15 protein-coding genes are annotated in these 21,814 nt (G+C 74.4%); 7 read left to right on the top strand and 8 right to left on the bottom strand.

Going from position 1 to position 21,814, the window contains the following annotated elements; all coding sequences use genetic code 11:
• Positions 1-503: 503 nt before the first annotated feature.
• The 3 genes from OG550_RS23545 to OG550_RS23535 all read left to right on the top strand — a co-directional run bounded on the left by OG550_RS23545 (position 504) and on the right by OG550_RS23535 (position 6,003).
• Complete coding sequence (locus OG550_RS23545; RefSeq protein ID WP_327680627.1) at positions 504-1,544, top strand: amino acid ABC transporter permease; 1,041 nt, start codon at positions 504-506, stop codon at positions 1,542-1,544.
• A complete protein-coding gene (locus OG550_RS23540) occupies positions 1,541-3,460 on the top strand; it encodes an FAD/NAD(P)-binding protein (RefSeq protein ID WP_327680625.1) in 1,920 nt (639 codons plus the stop codon). The genes OG550_RS23545 and OG550_RS23540 overlap by 4 nt, the downstream gene beginning before the upstream one ends.
• Before the next feature lie 257 nt (positions 3,461-3,717).
• Positions 3,718-6,003 (top strand): FdhF/YdeP family oxidoreductase, encoded by a 2,286-nt coding sequence (locus OG550_RS23535; RefSeq protein WP_327680623.1) that lies wholly within the window; start codon positions 3,718-3,720, stop codon positions 6,001-6,003.
• 117 nt (positions 6,004-6,120) lie between these two features.
• Here OG550_RS23535 and OG550_RS23530 read toward each other — a convergent pair whose 3' ends face one another.
• Positions 6,121-7,815 carry a C40 family peptidase gene (locus tag OG550_RS23530; RefSeq protein ID WP_327680621.1) on the bottom strand — a complete coding sequence of 565 codons (1,695 nt, stop codon included), beginning with the start codon at positions 7,813-7,815 and terminating at the stop codon, positions 6,121-6,123.
• A gap of 335 nt (positions 7,816-8,150) precedes the next feature.
• Here OG550_RS23530 and OG550_RS23525 point away from each other — a divergent pair, with 335 nt between their 5' ends.
• Both OG550_RS23525 and OG550_RS23520 read left to right on the top strand, forming a co-directional pair.
• Positions 8,151-9,341: an inorganic phosphate transporter gene (locus OG550_RS23525; RefSeq protein WP_327680619.1), complete on the top strand. Its 1,191-nt coding sequence runs from the start codon at positions 8,151-8,153 to the stop codon at positions 9,339-9,341.
• 27 nt (positions 9,342-9,368) lie between these two features.
• Entirely contained in the window at positions 9,369-9,626 is a 258-nt protein-coding gene (locus OG550_RS23520; RefSeq protein ID WP_327680618.1) for a hypothetical protein, read from the top strand.
• Positions 9,627-9,888: 262 nt separating this feature from the next.
• Here the strand turns inward: OG550_RS23520 and OG550_RS23515 are convergent, their stop codons facing one another.
• A complete protein-coding gene (locus OG550_RS23515) occupies positions 9,889-11,442 on the bottom strand; it encodes an MDR family MFS transporter (protein WP_327680617.1) in 1,554 nt (517 codons plus the stop codon).
• Between the two features lie 156 nt (positions 11,443-11,598).
• Positions 11,599-12,060 carry a MarR family winged helix-turn-helix transcriptional regulator gene (locus OG550_RS23510; protein WP_327680614.1) on the bottom strand — a complete coding sequence of 154 codons (462 nt, stop codon included), beginning with the start codon at positions 12,058-12,060 and terminating at the stop codon, positions 11,599-11,601.
• Between the two features lie 111 nt (positions 12,061-12,171).
• Here OG550_RS23510 and OG550_RS23505 point away from each other — a divergent pair, with 111 nt between their 5' ends.
• A complete protein-coding gene (locus OG550_RS23505) occupies positions 12,172-13,260 on the top strand; it encodes an ABC transporter permease (RefSeq protein WP_327680612.1) in 1,089 nt (362 codons plus the stop codon).
• Between the two features lie 39 nt (positions 13,261-13,299).
• On the opposite strand, the gene OG550_RS23500 is transcribed toward OG550_RS23505, so the two are convergent.
• The 5 genes from OG550_RS23500 to OG550_RS23480 form a co-directional block, all read right to left on the bottom strand.
• Positions 13,300-14,514 carry an ROK family transcriptional regulator gene (locus OG550_RS23500; protein WP_327680610.1) on the bottom strand — a complete coding sequence of 405 codons (1,215 nt, stop codon included), beginning with the start codon at positions 14,512-14,514 and terminating at the stop codon, positions 13,300-13,302.
• A 163-nt stretch (positions 14,515-14,677) separates the two neighbouring features.
• Positions 14,678-15,187, bottom strand: a complete 510-nt coding sequence (locus OG550_RS23495; protein WP_327680608.1) for a GtrA family protein — start codon at positions 15,185-15,187, stop codon at positions 14,678-14,680.
• A gap of 145 nt (positions 15,188-15,332) precedes the next feature.
• Positions 15,333-16,787 carry a hypothetical protein gene (locus tag OG550_RS23490; RefSeq protein WP_327680606.1) on the bottom strand — a complete coding sequence of 485 codons (1,455 nt, stop codon included), beginning with the start codon at positions 16,785-16,787 and terminating at the stop codon, positions 15,333-15,335.
• Between the two features lie 281 nt (positions 16,788-17,068).
• Positions 17,069-19,465, bottom strand: coding sequence for an endopeptidase La (gene lon, locus OG550_RS23485; protein ID WP_327680604.1), 2,397 nt, complete (start codon positions 19,463-19,465; stop codon positions 17,069-17,071).
• Positions 19,466-19,728: 263 nt separating this feature from the next.
• A complete protein-coding gene (locus tag OG550_RS23480; protein WP_327680602.1) occupies positions 19,729-20,505 on the bottom strand; it encodes a rhomboid-like protein in 777 nt (258 codons plus the stop codon).
• Positions 20,506-21,057: 552 nt separating this feature from the next.
• Here OG550_RS23480 and OG550_RS23475 point away from each other — a divergent pair.
• Entirely contained in the window at positions 21,058-21,795 is a 738-nt protein-coding gene (locus OG550_RS23475; protein WP_327680600.1) for a response regulator transcription factor, read from the top strand.
• The last annotated feature ends 19 nt before the right edge of the window (positions 21,796-21,814 follow it).

Here is a 21,814-nt window from a genome sequence, read left to right as displayed (position 1 = left end):
TGCCGGAGCGCAGAGCTGGGGAGGAAGGGGGCGGCGGCAGCGCGCGTCTGACGAACCGTCAGTGACTGACGGCTCTCCCGGCCCGCGCCGTCGAGGGCGACGGGGCACCGAGGGAGGGCCCTCCGGAGGAGGACGGGGCCGGCTGGACGGCCCGCTGCCGGGTCAGCCGCGACACGCCGCGGACCACACTCGACCGAAGTCGATGTGGTCGCGGGTGACCAGGGGCTGCTCGGCGTACATGGGCTCAAGTTGAGCAGTGAACCACGCACGGCGTCAACCACCCTCCATTACCGCTCTGTTGCGATCTCCTGTCGCCCCGCGACACACTCCGGGACCCTGGCTCACCACCCTTGACAGGCGCCGATCGCGCATGCGTACGATCGAAAAGGAGTGCAGTGCAGGGCCGGCCGTGTTGAGGGACGCGGGCCGGCCGCGACCGCCGTACGTGACCACGCCGTACCCCCGCCTGCCCGCATCTCCGCCCTCCCGCCTGGAGCCTCCGCATGGCCACCCCGCAGGACGTCCTCCCCGCCCCCGCCCTCACCAAGACCGCCGGACCGCCACCCGCCACCGCCCCCGACGCGGCGGCGGCCGACGCCCGGATCGTCGCCCGCCGCCGCCCCGGCCAGTGGGTCTCCGCCGCCGTCGCCCTGCTCGTCTTCGTGATGGTCGCCAACTCACTCGTCCGCAACCAGGCGTTCCAGTGGGGTGTGGTCGCCGACTGGTTCACCGCCACCTCGGTGCTGAACGGGCTCACCCTGACGCTGTGGCTGACCGCCGTCACCCTCGCCCTCGGCTTCGTGCTCGGCACCGTCCTCGCCACCATGCGGCTCTCCTCCAACCCGGTGCTGCGCACGCTCAGCTGGGTCTACATCTGGATCTTCCGCTCCACCCCCGCCCTGGTCCAGCTGCTGCTGTTCTTCAACATCGGCGCGCTCTACCCGACCCTCGGCATCGGCATCCCGTTCGGCCCGGAGTTCCTCACCGTCAAGACCGTCAACCTCTTCGGCCCCACCCTCACCGCCGTCGTCGGGCTCACCCTGCTGGAGGCCGCGTACGCCGCCGAGGTGGTCCGCGGCGGGATCCTCTCCGTGGACCGCGGCCAGCTGGAGGCCGCCGCGGCGCTCGGCATCGGCCGCCGCCGGGTGCTGCTGCGGATCGTCGTCCCGCAGGCGATGCGCTCCATCGTGCCCACCGCGGGGAACATGCTGATCAGCGCGCTCAAGGGGACCAGCATCATCAGCGTGCTGGCCGTCTCCGACCTGCTGTACTCGGTCCAGCTGGTCTACCTGCAGTCCTACCAGGTCATCCCGATGCTGATGGTCGCCACCATCTGGTACATCGTGATCACCACCGTGCTGTCCGTCGGCCAGTACTACGTCGAGCGGCACTACGCCAGGGGCGCCACCCGCGAGGGGCTGCCGCCCACCCCGCTGCAGAAGGCCCGGGCCGCGTACCGGCGGCTGCGCACCGCCGCGGACGCCGACACCGCCGACACCCGGTCCGGCCCCGGCCGCACCCCGGCGAAGGAGACGGTCCGATGACCGCCGCGAGCACCCTGGTCATCGTCGGCGCCGGCCCGCGCGGCACCGGACTGCTGGAGCGGATCGCCGCCAACGCCACCGAGCTGCTGCCCGCCGAACGCCCGCTGCACATCCACCTGGTCGACCCGTACCCGCCCGGCGCCGGCCGGATCTGGCGCCACGAGCAGTCACCGCTGCTGCGGATGAACTCGATGGCCGAGGACGTCACGATGTTCACCGACGAGCGCTCCACCATCGACGGGCCGGTCCGCCCCGGCCCCTCGCTCGCCGAATGGGCCGCCCACATCGAGGAGTTCGAGCCCCACCAGGAGATATCCGACCCCGCCGTACTGGCCGAACTGCGCACCCTGGCCCCCACCGACTTCCCCACCCGGCGCGCCCAGAGCGCCTACCTCGACTGGGTGTTCCGCCGCGCCGTCGCCGACCTGCCGCCGCACGTCACCGTCACCGTCCACCGGGACACCGCGCACCGCGTCGAGGGCCCCGCCGACGGCCCGCAGCTGGTCCACCTCACCGACCGGGTGCTCACCGCCGACCACGTCGTCCTCACCCTCGGCCACCTCGACTCCGCCCCGGACCCCCGGTACGCCGCCGACGCCGGGTTCGCCGCCCGGCACGGCCGCTACCACCTGGCGCCCGCCTTCTCCGCCGACGCCGACCTGGAGGGCATCGCCCCCGGCGAGCACACCGTGCTGCGCGGCTTCGGACTGGCCTTCGTCGACCTCGTCGCCCTGCTCACCGAGGGCCGCGGCGGCCGCTTCGAACAGGGCGGCGCCGGTCTGGTCTACCACCCCTCCGGCCGGGAGCCGGTGATCCACGTCGGCTCACGGCGCGGGGTGCCGTACCACTCCAAGACCGACTACCGGCTCCAGGGCCCGCGCGCACCGCTCCCCCGCTACTTCGACGCGACCGCCGTCGACGCCCTGCTGGACCGGCCCGACCCGATCGAACTACGGCGCGACGTCTGGCCGTTGATGGCCAAGGACATCGGCTTCGGCCACTACCACGAGCTGTTCCACGCCCACCCGGAGCGCACCGCGCTGCCCTGGACGGAGTTCCTGGCCGGCTACGACGCCCACGACTGGTACTCCCCCGAACTGGACGCGCTCGTCGAACGGGCCGTCCCCGACCCGGCCGACCGGCTCGACCTCGAACGCCTCGACTTCCCGCTGGCCGGCGTCGAACTCGGCAGCACCGGGGAACTCCAGGACCACCTGCGCCGCTACATCACCGAGGACGCCGACCGCCGCGCCGACCCCGCGTACAGCGCCGACCTCGGCGCCTTCCTCGCCCTGCTCTCGCTGTTCGCCCAGCTGCCCCGGGTGCTCGGCTCCGGACGGCTCACCGCCCGCTCGGTCGCCGAGGACGTCGACGAGTGGTTCTTCGGCTACTTCAGCTACCTCGCCTCCGGCCCGCCCGGCTTCCGGCTGCGCCAGCTGCTCGCGCTCTCCGAGGCCGGGGTGGTCCGCTTCCTCGGCGCCGGCGTCAAGGTCGAACGGGACGAGGCCACCGGCACCTGGCGGGCCTCCGGCGCCACCGTGCCCGGCCACACCGTGACCGCCACCGCGCTGGTCGAGGCCTACCTGCCCCGGCACGCCCTGTCCCGCACCCGGGACCCGCTCCTGCGCGACCTGCACCGCACCGGCCGCATCGTCGAGGAGGTCGTCACCGACGAGGAGTACACCCACCGCTCCGGACTGGTCACCATCCGGCCGGGTGACAGCCGGCTCCTCGACCCGGCCCTCGACGACGGACCGCACCCCCGGCGCACCGCCCTCGGCCCGCACACCAGCCTGCGGGCGGCCGCCGCCTTCGCCCGGCCGCGCACCGACTCGCCGGGCTTCCGCCAGAACGACGCCGCCGCACGGGCCCTGCTCTGCGCGCTGGCCCGGACCGGGTCGGCCGTCGCGGTCTGAGCCGCCCCCGCCGGGGCACGGGGCACGGGGCGCGCGTCCCGTGCCCCGTGCCCCGGCGGACCGGACCCGCACCGGCCACCACCCGCCGCCGTCCCGGCCGTCCGCACCGCCCGCCACCTGCGCTCCCCCGCTCCCCGGCCGCCCCCGCCCCGCCGCCACGACGGCCCTCGCCCCTGCCCCGTCACCCGAACGGATGGAAGGATGGGGGCAGGCCCCCGCGACGGCGCTGCGGGCCGGACGATCCGAGGAGCGCAGTCATGGCCAAGCAGGCCCCGCAGAGCGATCCGGCGCAGGACGCCCCCCGGGTGTCGGCGCCCCAGCACGCCGCGGCCGGCCTGCCCGCCGTCGGCCACAGCCTGCGGATGGCCGCCGAGCAGATGGGCGCCCGCCGGACCATGGCCACCCTGCTCAAGGTCAACCAGCCCGACGGCTTCGACTGCCCCGGCTGCGCCTGGCCCGAGCCGGGCAAGACGCACACCGCCGAGTTCTGCGAGAACGGCGCGAAGGCCGTCGCCGAGGAGGCCACCGAGCGCCGGATCCGCGCCGAGTTCTTCGCCGCCCACCCGGTCGCCGAGCTGGCCGAGCGCTCCGGGTACTGGCTCGGCCAGCAGGGCCGGCTGACCCGGCCGATGCTGCTGGACGAGGGCGCCACCCACTACACCCCGGTCTCCTGGGACGACGCGTTCGCGCTGATCGCCGAGGAGCTGCGCGCCCTGGACACCCCGGACGGCGCCGCGTTCTACACCTCGGGCCGGACCAGCAACGAGGCCGCGTTCGCCTACCAGCTGTTCGCCCGCCGGCTCGGCACCAACAACCTGCCGGACTGCTCCAACATGTGCCACGAGTCCTCCGGCTCGGCGCTCACCGAGACGCTCGGCGTTGGCAAGGGCAGCGTCAGCCTCAAGGACCTCTACCAGGCCGACCTGATCATCGTGGCCGGCCAGAACCCGGGCACCAACCACCCGCGGATGCTCTCCGCGCTGGAGCGGGCCAAGCGGGCCGGCGCGACCGTCGTCAGCGTCAACCCGCTGCCGGAGGCCGGTCTGGAGCGGTTCAAGAACCCGCAGCAGGCGCGCGGCCTGGTGGGCCACGGCACCAAGCTGACCGACCTCTTCCTGCAGATCCGGCTCGGCGGCGACCTCGCCCTGTTCCGGGCGCTCAACCAGCTGGTCCTGGAGAAGGACGGCGTCGACCGGGCCTTCGTCGAGGAGCACTGCCACGGCTTCGAGGAGTTCGCCGCCGAGGCCCGCGGCACCAGCCGCGAGGAGGTGCTCGCCGCCACCGGCCTGCCGTGGGAGCAGATCGAGGAGCTCGGCCGGCTCGTCCTCGCCTCGGAGAAGGTCATCGTCTGCTGGGCGATGGGCCTCACCCAGCACAAGCACTCCGTCCCGACCATCCGCGAGGTGGTCAACTTCCTGCTGCTGCGCGGCAACGTCGGCCGCCCCGGCGCCGGGGTCTGCCCGGTCCGCGGCCACAGCAACGTGCAGGGCGACCGCACGATGGGCATCTTCGAGCGCCCCTCGGCGGCCTTCCTGGACTCGCTCGGCCGGGAGTTCGGCTTCGAGCCGCCGCGCGAGCACGGCCTCGACGCGGTGGACACCATCCGCGCCATGCGGGACGGCAGGGTCGGGGTGTTCTTCGCGATGGGCGGCAACTTCGTCGCCGCCACCCCGGACACCGGCGTCACCGAGGCGGCCATGCGCCGCTGCCGGCTGACCGTGCACGTCTCCACCAAGCTCAACCGGTCGCACGTGGTCACCGGCGCCCGCGCGCTGATCCTGCCCACCCTCGGCCGCACCGACCGGGACGTCACCGCGCGCGGCGCCCAGTTCGTCAGCGTCGAGGACTCGATGGGCCAGGTGCACTCCTCGCGCGGCGGCCTGCGCCCGCCGGCGCCGGGACTGCTCTCCGAGGTCGCCATCGTCTGCCGGCTCGCCCGGGCGACGCTCGGCCCGCAGGACACCGTGCCCTGGGAGGACTTCGCCGCCGACTACGACACGGTGCGCGAGCGGATCGCCCGCGTGGTGCCGGGCTTCGAGGACTACAACGACCGGGTCCGCCGGCCCGGCGGCTTCACCCTGCCGCACGGCCCGCGCGACACCCGCACCTTCCCGACCGCCACCGGGAAGGCCAACTTCACGGTCAACCCGCTGACCGCCCCCGAGGTGCCGCCCGGCCGCCTGCTGCTGCAGACGCTCCGCTCGCACGACCAGTACAACACCACGATCTACGGCCTCGACGACCGCTACCGCGGCATCCGCGGCGGCCGCCGGGTGGTCCTGGTCAACCCCGGGGACGCCGCGGAGCTCGGCCTGGCCGACGGCGCGTACGTCGACCTGGTGGGCGAGTGGAAGGACGGCGTGGAGCGCCGCGCCCCGCATTTCCGGGTGGTCCACTACCCGGTCGCGCGCGGTGGCGCCGCCGCGTACTACCCCGAGACGAACGTCCTGGTCCCGCTCGACTCCACGGCGGACATCAGCAACACCCCCACCTCGAAGGCCGTCGTCATCCGCTTCGAACCCGACAGCGGCGCGGGGGCCTGACCCCGCCGGCCGGGCCCCCGCGGCGCGCGGGGCCCGACGCGGGACGGCGCCGGGCGCGGACGCGGACGTGCCCGCCGGATCGGTCCGGCGGGCACGTCCGCGTTCGGGCGGGTCCGGTCAGTTCTGGCCGGGCGGGAGGGTTCCGGAGGCCGAGGCGGTGCCGGTGGCCTTCGCCGAGCCGGACGAGGAGGGCGTCCCGGTCTCGGTCGGCGTGCCCGTGGGCGTGCCCGTCGGGGTGCCGGTGGGCGTGCCGCTCGGCGAGTCGGTCGGCGTACCCGTCGGGGTGCCGGTCGGCGTCCCCGTGGGCGTGTCGGTCGGGGTGCCCGTCGGAGTCCCGGTGGGGGTGCCGGTCGGCGTCCCGGTGGGCGTGCCCGTCGGGGTGCCGGTCGGGGTCCCCGTCGCCGGGTCGGTCGGGGTGCCCGTGGGCGTGGTCGGCGTCCCCGTCCCCGGGTCGGTCGGCGTCCCGGTGGGCGTGGTCGGCGCGCCCGTCCCCGGGTCGGTCGGGGTGCCCGTCGGCGTCGGCGGCGTGGCCGGCACGGGCGTCGGCGGGACGGGGGTGCCCGGCACCTGGTTGAGCGGGCTCGGCGCGATCGCGGTGACCGTGTCCCAGCCCGCCGGCAGGTCCGGGACCTTCCAGGCGCCGCCGGCCTCGTCGGCCGCACCGTCCGGGTCGGGCCGGACGGCGCCGAGGATCGGGTTGCCGCCGATCGGCGCCACCTTGACGTACGAGCCCGGCCGGGGCGCGTGGACGACCAGGCCGCCGCCGATGTACATCCCGACGTGCGTGGCGCCCTCGAAGTAGATGATCAGGTCGCCGGCCCGCAGCTGGTTGAGCGGGATGTGCCGCAGCTGGGCCCACTGCTCCTGGCTGGTGCGCGGGATCGGCTTGCCGGCGTGCAGCCACGCCTGCGAGGTGAGACCGGAGCAGTCGAAGACGTCCGGCCCGGCGCCGCCCCAGACGTACGGCTTGCCCAGCTGGGCGAGCGCGTAGGCGACGGCGGCCCGGCCGGCCTGCGAGGGGGTGCGCTCGCCCTGGCCGAGGACGCCGGTGGCGAGGAAGGCGATCTGGGCCTCGTCGGCCTTGGCCTTCTCCAGCTTCTCCAGATCGGCGCGCTGGGCACCGGTGAGCGAGGAGACCAGCTGCTCGACGGTGGCGAGGTCGGTGGCCATCTTGGCCTTGGCCGCGTCCTGCTGGGTGACCAGGGTCTGCGAGGTGGCCAGCGCCTCCTCGTTCTGCTTCTGCAGTCCGGCGAGCGCGTCGCGGTCGACGGTCAGCTTGTTGAGGAACTCGGACTGCGAGCGGCTGGCGGCGGACAGCAGCTCGGCGATGGTGACCGCCTCGTACGGGTCCTTCGAGAGCAGCAGTTCGGCGTAGGCCGAGACGGCGCCGTTGCGGTACTGGGCGGCGGCGAGCTGGGCGGCGATGTCGGTGCCCGCGTCGACCTGCTTCTGCTGGCGCTCCAGCTTGCTCTTGAGCTCGGCCAGCGCGGCCTGCTGCTCGACGACCTTGGCGACCGCGGCGTTGTACTGCTCGGTGGCCGCCTCGGCGCCCTGGTAGAGCGTGTGCAGCTGGTCGAGGAGCGGGCTCAGGGTGGCCCTGGCCTCGGCGAGCGGGTCGGCCCCCGGGACGGCGGGGGCGGTGCTGCCGGGGGCCGGGGGCACCGGGTCCGCGTAGGCCTGTCCGGCCAGCGGCAGGGCCAGCGCGGCGGCCGCGAGGACGGCTCCGCAGCGCAGGGCGGCCCGCACCCAGGGTCGTCTGCCGGTCGCCGGCCGTGTGCCCGCCCGCTCCGTGTGCTGGCCTGCCCCGCCCATGGGTCTCGCCCTCCCCGCCTGCCCGTGCTCCGGGGTCCCCGGATCTCCGCCGATCCTGCCACGGGTTACTCGCCGGAAACAGACCGCACCCGTACGGCTCGGTGAATTCTACGGTCGGGCTGTGAGACAGCTCTCAACAAAACGGATGAAGCGGGCGATTCCTCGCTAACGTCCAGCTCAGCGCAGTGGGCGACACGCGACGGCAAGGTCACGGCAACCTCGGGGACACCCTCGGAACCGTGAGTCCGATGCCAGTTCACCTTCCGTTCACCAAGCGTCCCTAGCGTCGCGCACGACACCAACGTCAGTGCGACAACTACGACGATTGTTTGGGTATGGAACACATCTCGTTCCTGGTGGCCGTTGTGATCATCACGGCGCTCGCCTTCGACTTCACCAACGGGTTCCACGACACCGCCAACGCGATGGCCACCTCCATCGCCACGGGAGCCCTTCGGCCCAAGGTCGCGGTCACCATCGCGGCCGTCCTCAACTTCGCGGGCGCGTTCCTGTCCGTGAAGGTCGCCACCACCATCTCCGGCGGCATCGTCAACGAGAAGGCCGGCATCCATCCGGAGATCATCTTCGCGGCCCTGGTCGGTGCCATCCTCTGGAACCTGCTGACCTGGCTGCGCGGCCTGCCGTCGAGTTCCTCGCACGCCCTCTACGGCGGCCTGATCGGCGCCACCGTGGTCGGCGTCGGTGTCAACGGCGTCAACTTCGACACCGTCGTCTCCAAGATCCTGATCCCGGCGGTCGCCTCCCCGCTGGTCGCGGGACTCGCGGCCTGGGGCGCCACCAAGCTGGCGTTCGCGATCACCCGCAAGAGCAACGGCGAGACCGTCTCCAAGGGCTTCAAGACCGGCCAGATCTTCTCCTCCTCGCTGATCTCGCTGGCCCACGGCACCAACGACGCCCAGAAGACGATGGGCATCATCACCCTGACCCTGGTCTCGGTCGGCGCCCTGCCGAAGGGCGCGCTGCCCCCCACCTGGGTGATCATCTCGGCCGGCGCGGCCATCGCGATCGGCACCTACATGGGCGGCTGGCGGATCATCCGCTCGATGGGCAAGGGCCTCGCGGACATCACGCCGCGACAGGGCTTCGCCTCCGAGTCCGCCGCCGCGACCGTCATCCTGACCTCCTCGCACATGGGCTTCGGCCTCTCCACCACCCAGGTCTGCTCCGGCGGCATCATGGGTGCCGGTCTCGGCGGCCCGAAGGCCGAGCTGCGCTGGAGCCTGGTCCGCCGCATGGTCTACACCTGGGGCCTGACCCTGCCCGCCGCCGCCACGGTGGCCGGCCTCGCGGCCTTCCTCGCCGAGCAGGGCACCTGGGGCGTGGTCCTCGTCGGCGCCGCCCTGGTGGCCGGCTCCGGTGCCATGTGGGCCGTCTCCCGCCGCCAGCCGGTCGGCGCGGACAACGTCAACGACCACCGGGACGTCCAGGACGTCACCCCGGTCGAGGTCGGCCCGGCCGCCGCGCCCGCCACCCCGACCCCCGCCTCGACCACGGTCGCGGCCTGACCGCCGCAGGCTGAGGAGCTCAACACCATGCACATCAAGTGGAACGCCCTGGCCCAGACCGCGGGCTTCAGCTTCGGCATCACCGTCGCGGTGGTCACCGTCTTCGCCCTCGGCATCCTGGCGCTGTCGCGCCACGAGGCCGCGCTCGCCGCACGCCGTGAGGCGGCCGGCCCGTCGGACGCCCCGGTGGCCGGCGGCCGACTGGCCCTGGCCGGCGCGTACGCCTGCTTCGCCGTCTGCGGCGCGGCCGTCCTCTACGGGCTGACGCTGATCGCGGGCAAGTAGCGGCGCGGGCGGCCGCAGCCGGGCGACCGGCGCGACGGAGTCGCCCGACGGAGTCGCCCGACGGAGTCGCCCGACGGAGTCGCCCGACGGACGCTCGGGAACGGCGTGAGGGCCGGGAGTGGATCACCACTCCCGGCCCTCACGCCGTTCCCGAGCACCCCGGCCGGCGGTCGGGAGCAGGCCCCTGCGACCCCGGTCCCGACCCGCTCCCGGCCAGGGGCTCCCGCCGGGGCTCAGCCCCGCCGGAGCGGCCCCCGCCGGCTCACTCCCGGCCGGTGCGCAGCACCGTCTCGCGGATGAACAGCACCGTGACGAAGGCCAGCAGCGCGAACGGCGCCGCGACCAGGAAGACCACGCCCACGCCGTGCCCGAAGGCGTCGGTCACCAGCGGCACCAGCGGGGCGGGCAGCTTGTGCAGGTCCGGGATGCCGCCGCCGAGTCCGCCGCCGGCCGCCGGGACGTGCGCGGCGGCCAGGTTCTCCGTCAGGTAGTGGCCGACCCGGTTGTTCATCAGCGCGCCCAGCGCGGAGACGCCCATCGCGCCGCCCATGGTGCGGAAGAAGGTGACCACCGAGCTGGCCGCGCCGAGCTCGCTGCGCGGCACGGTGTTCTGCACCGCGAGGACGAGGTTCTGCATGGTCAGCCCGAGGCCGATCCCGGTGATCGCCATGTAGACGGACAGCAGGCCGTAGTCGGTGTCGGCCCGGGCGGTGCCGAGCAGGCCGAAGCCGACGGCCAGCAGCAGCGTCCCGGCGACCAGGTAGGCCTTCCACCTGCCGTACTTGGTGATGAGCTTGCCCGCGACGGTGGAGGAGACGGCCAGGCCGAGGATCATCGGCAGCGTCATCAGTCCGGCGATGGTCGGGGACTTCTCCCGGGCCAGCTGGAAGTACTGGCTGAGGAAGGTGGTCGCGCCGTACATCCCGATGCCGACCAGCACGCTGGCCAGCGCGGAGAGGGTCACGGTGCGGTAGCGGAAGAGGCCCGGCGGGATGACCGGCTCGGCGGCGCGGCGCTCGACCGCCACGGCGAGCGCGCCCAGCAGCAGTCCGCCGCCGACCATGGCCGCGGTCTGCCAGGAGAGCCAGGCGTAGTTCTTGCCGGCCAGGGTGATCCAGATCATCAGCAGGCTGACGGCGGCGGTGATGACCGCGGCGCCCAGGTAGTCGATCTTCACCTTGCGCTTGACCACCGGCAGCTTGAGGGTGCGCTGCAGCACCAGGATCGCGGCCAGCGCGAACGGGATGCCGACGTAGAAGCACCAGCGCCAGCCGAGCCAGGAGGTGTCGACGATGACGCCGCCGATCAGCGGGCCGCCGATGGTGGCCAGCGCGAAGACCGCGCCGAAGTAGCCGCTGTACCGGCCGCGCTCGCGCGGCGGGACCATCGCGGCGAGGCAGATCTGGGCGAGTGCCGTGACGCCGCCGGCGCCGATGCCCTGGAGGGCGCGGCAGGCGATCAGCTGGCCGGTGTTCTGGGAGAGCCCGGCCAGGGCGGAGGAGGCGATGTAGATCACCAGGGCGATCTGGAGCAGCAGCTTCTTGCTCGCGAGGTCGGAGAGCTTGCCCCAGATCGGGGTGGAGGCGGTGAGGGTGAGCAGGGTCGCGGTGATCACCCAGGTGTAGGCGGACTGGCCGCCGTGCAGGTCGGTGAGGATGCGCGGGAGTGCGTTGGAGACGACGGTCGACGAGAGCACGGCCACGAAGAGGCCGAGCAGCAGGCCGGACAGCGCCTCCATCACCTGCCGGTGCGTCATCGGTCGGTCGGTGGCAGCAGCGGCGGCGGCTCCGGTCGAGGCAGGGGTGGTGACGGTCATCGAGGTCCTTAGAATAGTTGCCTGAAGCAACCATAAGACCGTTGGTTGACTTGGGCAACATTCGTCAAGGGCAAGTAAAGCCCGGACCGATCCCGGCCCGGGCTCCCTCGACCACCGATGCACGGCCACCGCCGCACGACCGCCGCCGCACGGCGGCTAGTGCACCGCAGACTCACCGACCACGTCGTTGAAGCGGTGCAGCAGCTCCGCGAAACGGACCACGTCGTCACCGGACCAGCTGCCCATCAGCTCGCGGACCCGCGCCATCCGGGCGTCCCGCGCCGCCAGGTACCGCCGCCGGCCGTCCTCGGTGAGCGAGACCAGCGCCGAGCGGCGGTCCAGCGGGTCCGCCTCGCGGTCCACCAGCCCCAGCTCCTCCAGCGCCCGGATCTGCCGGCTGACGGTGGCCTTCCCCACGGCGAAGTGCACGCCCACGTCGGTCACCCGCACCGACCCGGCCTGCTCGATGTACCCGAGCATGCTGTACGCCGTGCCCTCCAGCTGCGGGTGGACCCGCCGGGACAGCTCCGCCACCCTCGCCCGGCCGCGCCGGAACAGCACCCCCACCTCGCGCTCCACCGCCAGCAGGGGCGCTTCACGCTCGTTCTCCGCAGTCACCGCGCCAGTATCCCGCAGCCGCGGAGGCCGGACACGGCGCGGGAGAAACCTCGGCGAAACTAGTTCATGCTATTAAGTATCCGGTTTCCCCCGATACGCAAGGAGATGTGGATGACCGCCCCAGGGCAGGGACCAGGGCAGGCCGCGGCACCGGAGCAGGCGCCGCAGCCCGCCCCGAAGCAGGGCCTCGCCGCCGAACTGAAGGGCGCGGTCACCCCGCGCGCGGCGCTGCTGGTGATCGCCGTGCTCCTCCTCCAGCTCGGCTTCATCACCTCGTACGTCGGTGCGCTGCACCACCCGACCCCGCACGAGCTGTCGATCGCGGTGGTCGCCCCGCCGCAGGTCGCGCCCCAGCTGGTGGCGGGCCTGGAGTCGGTCCCCGACGAGGCCGTGAAGGCCGTCACCGCGCCGGACGCGGAGACCGCCACCGCCCAGATCAAGGACCAGCGGATCTACGCCGCGCTGGTGGTGAACCCGGCCTCCACCGAGGACGTGCTGCTGGTCGCCAACGCGCGCGGGCCGTCCGCCGCCCGGGCCGCCGAGACCATCGTCACCGGGCTGGAGAAGGCCCAGGGCCGGACGGTCAAGGTCGAGGACGTCGTCCCGCTGGCCAAGGGGGACGCCAACGGGCTCTCCTCCTTCTACCTGGTGATCGGCTGGTGCGTCGGCGGCTACCTGGTCGCCTCGATCCTCGGCGTCAGCGCCGGGGCGAAGCCCGCCAACGCCGACCGGGCGCTGATCCGGCTCGGCACCCTGGCGCTGTACTCGATCGCGGCCGGCATCGGCGGCACGATCATCGTCCAGCCGGTGCTGGACGCGCTGCCGGGCTCGTTCTGGGGCCTGTCGGCGGTCGGTGCCCTGGTGGTCTTCGCGGTCGGCGCGGTGACCATGGCGCTGCAGTGCCTGTTCGACATCATCGGCATCGGGATCGCGGTGCTGCTCTTCGTGGTGCTCGGCAACCCGAGCGCCGGCGGCGTCTTCCCGCCGCCGATGATGCCGGCGTTCTGGCGGGCCATCGGCGCCTGGTTCCCGAACGGCGCCGGCACCGACGCGGTCCGCTCGATCGCCTACTTCGACGGCTCGGACCTCGCGGTGCCGCTGGTGGTCCTGCTGGTCTGGGCCGCGGTCGGCGTCGCCGTCACCTTCGCCGCGGTGCTCCGCCGGCCGCGGCACCTCACCCGCGAGCTGGTCAACGACTGACACCGGTGGGGCGGGGACCGGCCCGCCGGCGGGCCGGTCTCAGTCCTCCGGGCGCCCCGGATCGGCGATGACCGACCGGACCACGCCGACCGCGGCCCCCAGCAGGGGGCCGCGGCGGCCCAGCCGGGAGACCGTCAGCCGGTCGCCCGTCCACGGCCGGACGGTCACCCGGACGGCCAGCTCGGCCCGCATGGCCGGCAGCAGCCAGGGCGCCAGCTGGGCGTAGCCGCCGCCGAGCACCACCTCGGCCGGGTCGAGCAGGTTGACCGCGCCCGCCGAGGCGATGCCCAGGGCGGTCCCGGCCCCGGCCAGCGCCGCCCGCACCTCCTCGTCCCCCGCCTCCGCGCGCTCGGCGAGCAGCGCCACCCAGTCGCCGCGGATCCCCTCCAGTCCGGCCTCGCGCAGCACCGCCGTCTCCCCCGCGTACTGCTCCAGACAGCCGTGCGCCCCGCAGGCGCAGCGCGGCCCGTCCGGGTGGACGGGCACGTGGCCCAGCTCGCCCGCGTAGCCGCGGGCCCCGCGCAGCAGCCGTCCGCCGACCACGATCGCCGAGCCGACCCCGGCCTCGGCGGAGACGTGCAGGAAGTGGTCGGGCCCGCCGCCGAGCCAGAGCTCGGCCAGCCCGCCGAGGTTGGCCTCGTTGTCGGCCCGGATCGGCAGCTCGGCCAGCTCCTCGGCGTTGGCGGCGCGCAGCGCGAGCCGCAGCTCGGCGGTGACCGGGACGTCCCGCCAGCCGAGGTTGGCGGCCCGCTGGAGCACCGCGCCGTCGGAGCCGACCAGTCCGGGCACCGCCAGGACCAGCCCGGCCGGGCGCAGTCCGGCCTCGGCGACGGCCCGGCGGAGCAGTTCGGCCAGGTCGGCCAGGACGGCGGCGGGCCGCCGGTCCCGGTTGCGAATCTCCTGCCGGCGCCAGGACCGGACCTCGCCGCGCAGGTCGACCACGCAGGCGCCCAGGTGCTCGACGCCGATCTCGGCACCGAGGCCGCCGGGGCCGTCCGGGGCGAGGCCGAGCGCGGTGCCGGGCCGGCCGACCTTGCCGCTGGGGGCGGCCGGGCCCTCCTCGGCGACCAGGCCGGCCGCGATCAGCTCCTCGGCCAGCGAGGAGACGGCCGCACGGGTCAGCCCGGTGTCCGCGGCCACCTCGGCCCGGGAGCGCGGGGCGCGCGCGATGACCCCGAGCACCAGCGCCAGGTTGGCCCGGCGCATGCCCTGCTGGCTGGCGGGCCCGGACCGGAGACCGTCCGTCTCGCGCATCGCCCTCACCCCGCTCGGCTTCCGCACACTCGTCTGCAGCGTAGCCCGGTTTCGCCGTCCGTTCCCGCCCGCCCTCGGCCGGTCCTCGGCCGGTCCTCGGCCGGTCGGGGGACGGCCCGGGGAAGGGCCCGGGGCCGGCGCGCGCGACGCTGCCGGGATCCCGTCAGGGCTGCTCCGCCCGGGTGGCGACGGGCTCGGCGAGCCGGGTGAAGACCCAGCGCTGCATGGCCCAGAACCGGAACAGCATCGCCACGAAGGTGCCCAGCACCATCCCGCTGAGGAAGTCGGCCAGCTCCTGGGCGAACGGGCTGATCCAGGGCTCGCGCAGGTTCAGCACGTACCGGGAGACGATCAGCGGGAGGTCGTTGACGCAGACCGCCGCCACGCTGACCACGAGGTAGAGCAGCGCCTCGCGCTGCCGGCCGTTGGCCCGGAAGGCCCACCGGCGGTTGAGCACGTAGGAGACCGTGGTGGCCACCACGGTCGCCACGGTGAGCGCCACCACCGGTTTGTGCGCCAGCAGGGTGAGCCGCAGCGAGTAGTTGATCACCACGCTCAGGGCGAAGCAGCAGCTGCCGACCAGCAGGAACTTCACCAGCCGCCGGTGCCGGAGGAGGACCGGGCGCAGCCCGGCCGGCACCCGGGACAGGACGCGCTGCGTGGGTGACGCCATCCTCGCAGTCTGGCACGGGGCCCGCCGCCGCTCCTGGCGACGGCGGGGCTGGCGGGCGGCCGGGCCGGCGGGCGGCCGGGCGGGCCGGGCGGGCCGGCGGGACCTCCGGGGCGGCGCGCGGGCCCGGGACCCGCGCGCCGCCGGGTCAGCCGGCGGTGATCCGCAGGACGCCGGTGGTGGTGCCCTGGTAGACCACGCCGCCCGGGGCGATCGAGCCGACCATCTGGAGCGTGTCGAAGAGGAAGCCCGCGCCGAGGTACTCGGTGCGCACCACCGCGCCGGTGGCCGGGTCGACCTCGGCGTAGTCGTACGGGTCCAGCTCCGAGGTGGCCGTGGTGCCCGGGATCACCGGCCGGCGCAGCACCGTGTGGATCAGCCCGTCGGCGGTGGAGAGCCGGGGGACGGCGGCCGAGCGGACCCCGGTGTCCCAGACCAGGTCGCAGCCGGAGCCGTCGGCCCGGACGTCGACCCGGCTCAGGCCGCCGGTGAACCGGCCCGAGGAGGGCACGGCCGGCCCGGCGTCGGCGGGCAGCTTCGGGTACGGGTAGCCGTAGGTGCTCGCGACCAGGACGGTGTTGCCGACCGCCACCGGGGAGTTCTCGCTGCCGCTGCCGCCCTTCTTCAGCACCGGCACCGAGCAGACCTGCGAGCCGTCCGAGGTGCGGTGGACCAGCAGGTTCACGGTGGGGGCCGCGTTGTCGACGACGGTCACGTAGTCGGTGCCGGTGCCCGGGCCGAAGAAGGTCGGCGTGGAGCCGGTGCCCCAGCTGAGCTGGCCGGGCTTGCGGCCGGGGCCCCGGTCGTAGGCCCGGCGCCAGGCGATCCGCGGGGTGCCGTCGGCGTCGGCGGTGAGCAGGTAGGTCGCGTGGGTGGTGGCGACGGCGGTGCCGGCGGGGGCGGTGGAGATGGAGTTGGCGATCCGCTCCCCGGTGGGCAGCGCGAGGGCGCGGACGGCGCCGGTGCGGTCGTCGGCGGTGCCGACCACCCCGCCGCCGGTGGCGAACCAGACCCGGCCCTGCCAGTCGGGCGAGACCCCGGTGACGGCGTCGCCGGCGGGCACCGCCCCGGTCAGCGGGAGCCGGGAGGCGACGTACAGCTCCCAGCGGCCGGTGGCGTCGCGCCGGTGGCCGATCCGCAGCAGGTTGCGGTCGCCGTCGACGGCCACCAGCCGGTCCTGGTGGTCGAGGTAGGCGTACACGCCGCCGAGCAGCGAGCCCTTGGCGAGCGGCAGCTCGGCGAGCGAGCCGCCGTCGGCCGGGTCGAGCAGGTGGACGGTGGGGGTGAGCCCGAAGATCGCGGTGCACAGGGCGACGGGGTACCCGTCGGAGCCGACCAGCACGGTCGGGCAGGCGGACTGGAGCGCGACCCGGTGCGACGTGAGCGGGCCGGGCGGCGGACCGGGCAGCGGGGTGGCGTCCGAGGAGCCGGTGTCGCCGTGCATGGTGGCGGTGCCGTCCGGGCCCGCGTACGGGTTGTGCGGCGGCAGCGGGCCGAACGGGGTCGCGGCGTGCGCCGGGGCGGCGCAGGCGAGGAGGAGGGCGGCGGCGGCGAGCACGGCGGCACGCGGAGGCAGCGCGAAGCGCATGGGGTGTCGTCCCATCGGGTGAGTGAGCAGGCGGACCGCGCACGGCGGTGCACACCACCCGGGAGGGGGTTCCCGGCGGGGGGCGCCGGGTGGGTCACCGCGCTGGTCAGTGCGCGCGGCGACAGATCGCGGAGCATGCGTGCGCCAGGTCGACGTCCAGTCGACGGCTCAGGTGCGCATGGCGATCCACCCCGCCAGCCTGCCCGGCTGACGGGGTGTCTCACAAGGGTCGTCTCACCCTGCGGTCGCGGCCCGGCGCGGCCCCCCGGGGGGGCAGGCCGGGCCGCGGGCCCGCGTCAGGCGGCGGCGACCAGCACCGCGGCCGGCTCCAGGGCCAGCCCCAGCACCTCCCGGACGTCCGAGACCGGGTGGACGGTCAGCCGCTCCAGCACCTCGGCCGGGACGTCGTCCAGGTCGGCCTCGTTCCGCTTGGGGATGATCACCGTGGTGACCCCGGCCCGGTCGGCGGCGAGCAGCTTCTGCTTCACCCCGCCGATCGGCAGCACCCGCCCGGTCAGCGACACCTCGCCGGTCATCGCCACGTCGGTGCGCACCTTGCGGCCGGAGAGCAGCGAGGCCAGCGCCGTGGTCATGGTGATGCCGGCGCTCGGCCCGTCCTTGGGGACGGCCCCGGCCGGGACGTGCAGGTGCACGCCGCGGTCGCGCAGCGAGGTGACCGGCAGCTCCAGTTCGGCGCCGCGCGAGCGCAGGTAGGAGAGCGCGATGTGGGCGGACTCCTTCATGACGTCGCCCAGCTGGCCGGTCAGCGTGAGCCCGGTGCCGCCGGTCTCGGCGTCGGCGAGCGAGGCCTCGATGTAGAGGACGTCGCCGCCCGCACCGGTGACCGCCAGGCCGGTCGCGACCCCGGTGACGGCGGTGCGGCGCTCGGCCGGCTCCTGGGCCGCCTCGGGGACGTGGTGCGGCCTGCCGATCAGGGCGCGCAGGTCGTCGGCCCCGACCGCGGCGGGCAGCCGGCGCTCGCCGAGCTCGCTCTGCGCGGCGACCTTGCGCAGTACCCGCGCGATCGACCGTTCGAGGTTCCGGACGCCCGCCTCGCGGGTGTACTCGCCGGCCAGCCGGCGCAGCGCCGTCTCGTCGACCGAGACCTCCTCGCTCCGCAGGCCGGCCCGCTCCAGCTGGCGCGGGAGCAGGTGGTCGCGGGCGATGACGACCTTCTCGTCCTCGGTGTAGCCGTCGAGCCTGACCAGCTCCATCCGGTCGAGCAGCGGCTCGGGGATGGCCTCCAGCACGTTGGCGGTGGCGAGGAAGACCACGTCGGAGAGGTCCAGCTCGACCTCCAGGTAGTGGTCGCGGAAGGTGTGGTTCTGCGCCGGGTCGAGCACCTCCAGCAGGGCGGCGGCCGGGTCGCCCCGGTAGTCGGAGCCGACCTTGTCGATCTCGTCCAGCAGGACGACCGGGTTCATCGAACCGGCCTCCTTGATCGCGCGGACCAGCCGCCCGGGGAGCGCGCCGACGTAGGTGCGCCGGTGGCCGCGGATCTCCGCCTCGTCCCGGACGCCGCCGAGCGCGACCCGGACGAAGTTGCGGCCCATGGCGCGGGCCACCGACTCGCCGAGCGAGGTCTTGCCGACGCCGGGCGGGCCGACCAGCGCCAGCACCGCCCCGCCGCGGCGGCCGCCCACCTGCCCGAGCCCCTGGTCGGCCCGGCGCTTGCGGACCGCGAGGTACTCGACGATGCGGTCCTTCACGTCGGCCAGGCCGGCGTGGTCGGCGTCCAGCACCGCGCGGGCGCCGGCGATGTCGTAGGCGTCCTCGGTCCGCTCGTTCCAGGGCAGCTCCAGCACGGTGTCCAGCCAGGTGCGGATCCAGGAGCCCTCGGGCGACTGGTCGCTCGCCCGCTCCAGCTTGTCGACCTCCTTGAGGGCGGCCTCGCGGACCTTCTCCGGGAGGCCGGCGGCCTCGACCCGGGCGCGGTAGTCCTCCTCCTCGTCGGCCGGGTCGCCGTTCAGCTCGGCCAGCTCCTTGCGGACGGCCTCCAGCTGGCGGCGGAGCAGGAACTCCTTCTGCTGCTTGGCCACGCCCTCCTCGACGTCCTTGCGGATGGTGTCGTTGACCTCCTCCTCGGCGAGGTGGTCGCGGAGCAGGCCGAGCGCGTACTCCAGCCGGGCGACCTGGTCGGCCTCCAGCAGCACCTTGAGCTTCTGCTCGGCGGTGGCGAAGGGCGCGTAGCCGATGTTGTCGGCGAGCTCGCCGACGCCCTCGATGGCGGCCACCCGGTCGACGATCTGCCAGGCGCCGCGCTTGCGCAGCCACTGGGTGGAGAGGTTCTTGTACTCCTTGAGCAGCTCGGCGGCGCGCCCGGCCACCGGGGTGCCGACCGAGGACTCCCGGAACGGCGTGGTCTCGACCCAGAGCGCGGCGCCGGGCCCGGTGGTGCCGACGCCGATCCGCACCCGGCGCACGGCGCGGACCAGTGCGGCCGGGTCTCCGTCGGCCAGCCGGCCGACCTGCTCGACGGTGGCGAGGGTGCCGACGGCCGCGTACGAGCCGTCCACCCTCGGGACCAGCAGCACCTGGGGCCTGCCGGTCCCGGTGACCGCGGCGCGCGCGGCCTCGACGGCGGCGCGGACCTCGGTGTCCTTCAGGTCCAGCGGGACGACCATGCCCGGGAGCACGACCTCGTCGTCGAGGGGCAGCACGGGCAGGGTGAGCGGTGTGGACGTCGATGCCATGATCTCTCCCCAGTCAGCGAACTTGAGTCGACCTGACTAAGGCTTGGCGGGCGCCGGATGTTCCCCGGGCCGTGTTCGCCGTGAGCGAACGCCGGGCGGGCCCGGGAAGACCCCGGCGGAGCTGTCAAAAACCGCCGGCCGAGACCTCGCGGTGATCCGCGGAAGCCCCGGCCGCCGACCGGGACCGACCGCGGCGGACGGAACGGACCACGACCGCGGACGGGCGGCGAACGGAGGCGAACGGAGGCGGACGGCGGACGCCGCTACAGCCGGTCCAGCACCGCGGCCCGCCCGCGCGCGGGCGCCTGCTTCGGCACCCCGGCGGGCACCGCGACCCGGCCCCGCCCCGGCCCGTGGCCGTCCCAGCGGCGCAGCCAGCGCCAGAGTGCGACCCCGGCCAGCAGCGCCACCGGGTGGCCGACGCCGGTGACCAGGTCCCGGTCGGTGGCGATCTGCTCGGCGATCAGCGCCCCGGCCAGACCCAGCCCGAGCAGCCGGCCGCGCACGGAGAGCAGGCCGGCCAGCGCGCCGAGGCTGGCCAGCACCCCGTAGCTGACCCCGATGTCCAGGTCGTCGAGCGCCGAGGCCCGCAGCCGCCCGGTCTCCACCGCGACGATCACCACGGCCTGGGAGAGCAGGGTGGCCGTGACGTGCCCGGCCGCGAAGACCGCGGCGGCCCGGGTCGCCCCGACCCTGCGCTCCAGCGGGGCGACGGTCAGGGCGAAGGCCCACAGGTACGGCATCCAGACCGTGCCGGCCACCCAGAAGCCGCTGAGCAGGAGCGCCCGCAGCGGGTGGTGCAACAGGTTGTTCCCGTCCGAGCTGGAGGCCTCCTGGAGGCGGGTGACCAGCTCCGGATCGGCGAGCACCGCGAAGGTGGTGGTGGTGGCCACCACCGCGAGGTAGCCGAGCGCGAAGGGGTTGCGCCGGGGGGTCGGCACCCGGGCCAGCACCCATTCGACCGGGCCGGCCCGCAGTCCGTGCCGGAGCATCCCGTACGGCGGCCCGTACGGCCCCGCGGACGCCTGCCGCTCCGTCATGTCGCCTCCGCTCCACCGCCCGCAGCCACCGGCCCCGCCCGGTGCCAACGTACCGGGGCGCTCCGGTAGTCCCACCTCCACGACTTGTCGTGCCCACGGTACGGCCGGCTCCTGGGAGCCGGCTGGGAAAATGCCGTGAGTATCCCGATACCGGTCGAGACCCGACATTGGTCCAGACCATCCCTCCGACTACGCGGCGGTAGCCCCCCTGACCGGCGGCTTGGTGTCAACTCATGTGCATACGTACCGTTACGGAGTGAAAAATCGCCGGGTAAGGTATCGGCCCGTGCCCACTTCCGAGTGGGTCCGGAAACCGGCCCGAAAGGCCGGTCCGCGGGCCGGAAACGTCCGGTCCGCCTGCCGGGAGGCATCCTCTGTCCGTACGCTGCGGAGTGTGCGGGAGAAGAAGGACGGTCCACACCCGTCCTCCGATGCCGCACGCGCAACGGGACGGCGGACCCGGCACAGTCCACGACGGAATCAAGACTACGAGCGGAGCCTCGCCATCCCCACAGGTGGCCGGCCCGCAGCCCTGGGGGCGGTGGCGTGACCGTGACAGAAATTCAGCAGGACAACCAGAACAACGGCGGCACGGTGAGCAGCCAGCGCAGAGTGCTGGTGGTGGAGGACGAGCCCACGATCGCCGAGTCCATCGCGGCCCGGCTGGGCGCGGAGGGCTTCAAGGTCGCCGTGGCCCACGACGGCCCGGGCGCCGTCGACGGCTTCCACACCTGGCAGCCCGACCTGGTCGTCCTCGACATCATGCTGCCCGGCTTCGACGGGCTGGAGGTGTGCCGCCGGATCCAGGCCCAGCGCCCGGTACCGGTCCTGATGCTCACCGCGCGCGACGACGAGACGGACCTGCTGGTCGGACTCGGCGTCGGTGCCGACGACTACATGACCAAGCCCTTCTCCATGCGCGAACTGGCCGCCCGGGTCAACGTGCTGCTGCGCCGCGTCGAGCGCGCCCAGCAGGCCGCCCGGACGCCCGCGCTCGGCTCGCTGCGCTTCGGCGAGCTGGAGATCGACCACGTGCAGCGCCGGGTCCGGCTGGCCTCGGGGGACGTCCACCTGACGCCGACCGAGTTCGACCTGCTCGCCTGCCTGGCCGCACAGCCGCGCGCGGTACTCACCCGCGAGCAGCTGCTGGCCGAGGTGTGGGACTGGACGGACGCGTCCGGCACCCGCACCGTCGACAGCCACGTCAAGGCGCTCCGCCGCAAGATCGGCGCCAGCTGGATCCGCACCGTCCACGGTGTCGGGTACGCGCTGGAGGCCCCGCTCTCGTAGCGGCGCCTCGGGCGACGGG

It is taken from the genome of Kitasatospora sp. NBC_00458, from assembly GCF_036013975.1.
In the GTDB taxonomy this organism is placed as follows: Bacteria; Actinomycetota; Actinomycetes; order Streptomycetales; family Streptomycetaceae; genus Kitasatospora.
Note: the sequence above shows the minus strand (reverse complement) of the source record. Positions and strands in the feature narration are given on the sequence as shown.

Bases quoted from the DNA above. Each gene is read 5' to 3' on its own strand.
- OG550_RS23545 (WP_327680627.1), top strand. From the start codon at position 504: ATGGCCACCCCGCAGGACGTCCTCCCCGCCCCCGCCCTCACCAAGACC.
- OG550_RS23540 (WP_327680625.1), top strand. From the start codon at position 1,541: ATGACCGCCGCGAGCACCCTGGTCATCGTCGGCGCCGGCCCGCGCGGC.
- OG550_RS23535 (WP_327680623.1), top strand. From the start codon at position 3,718: ATGGCCAAGCAGGCCCCGCAGAGCGATCCGGCGCAGGACGCCCCCCGG.
- OG550_RS23530 (WP_327680621.1), bottom strand. From the start codon at position 7,815: ATGGGCGGGGCAGGCCAGCACACGGAGCGGGCGGGCACACGGCCGGCG.
- OG550_RS23525 (WP_327680619.1), top strand. From the start codon at position 8,151: ATGGAACACATCTCGTTCCTGGTGGCCGTTGTGATCATCACGGCGCTC.
- OG550_RS23520 (WP_327680618.1), top strand. From the start codon at position 9,369: ATGCACATCAAGTGGAACGCCCTGGCCCAGACCGCGGGCTTCAGCTTC.
- OG550_RS23515 (WP_327680617.1), bottom strand. From the start codon at position 11,442: ATGACCGTCACCACCCCTGCCTCGACCGGAGCCGCCGCCGCTGCTGCC.
- OG550_RS23505 (WP_327680612.1), top strand. From the start codon at position 12,172: ATGACCGCCCCAGGGCAGGGACCAGGGCAGGCCGCGGCACCGGAGCAG.
- OG550_RS23500 (WP_327680610.1), bottom strand. From the start codon at position 14,514: ATGCGCGAGACGGACGGTCTCCGGTCCGGGCCCGCCAGCCAGCAGGGC.
- OG550_RS23495 (WP_327680608.1), bottom strand. From the start codon at position 15,187: ATGGCGTCACCCACGCAGCGCGTCCTGTCCCGGGTGCCGGCCGGGCTG.
- OG550_RS23490 (WP_327680606.1), bottom strand. From the start codon at position 16,787: ATGGGACGACACCCCATGCGCTTCGCGCTGCCTCCGCGTGCCGCCGTG.
- lon (WP_327680604.1), bottom strand. From the start codon at position 19,465: ATGGCATCGACGTCCACACCGCTCACCCTGCCCGTGCTGCCCCTCGAC.
- OG550_RS23480 (WP_327680602.1), bottom strand. From the start codon at position 20,505: ATGACGGAGCGGCAGGCGTCCGCGGGGCCGTACGGGCCGCCGTACGGG.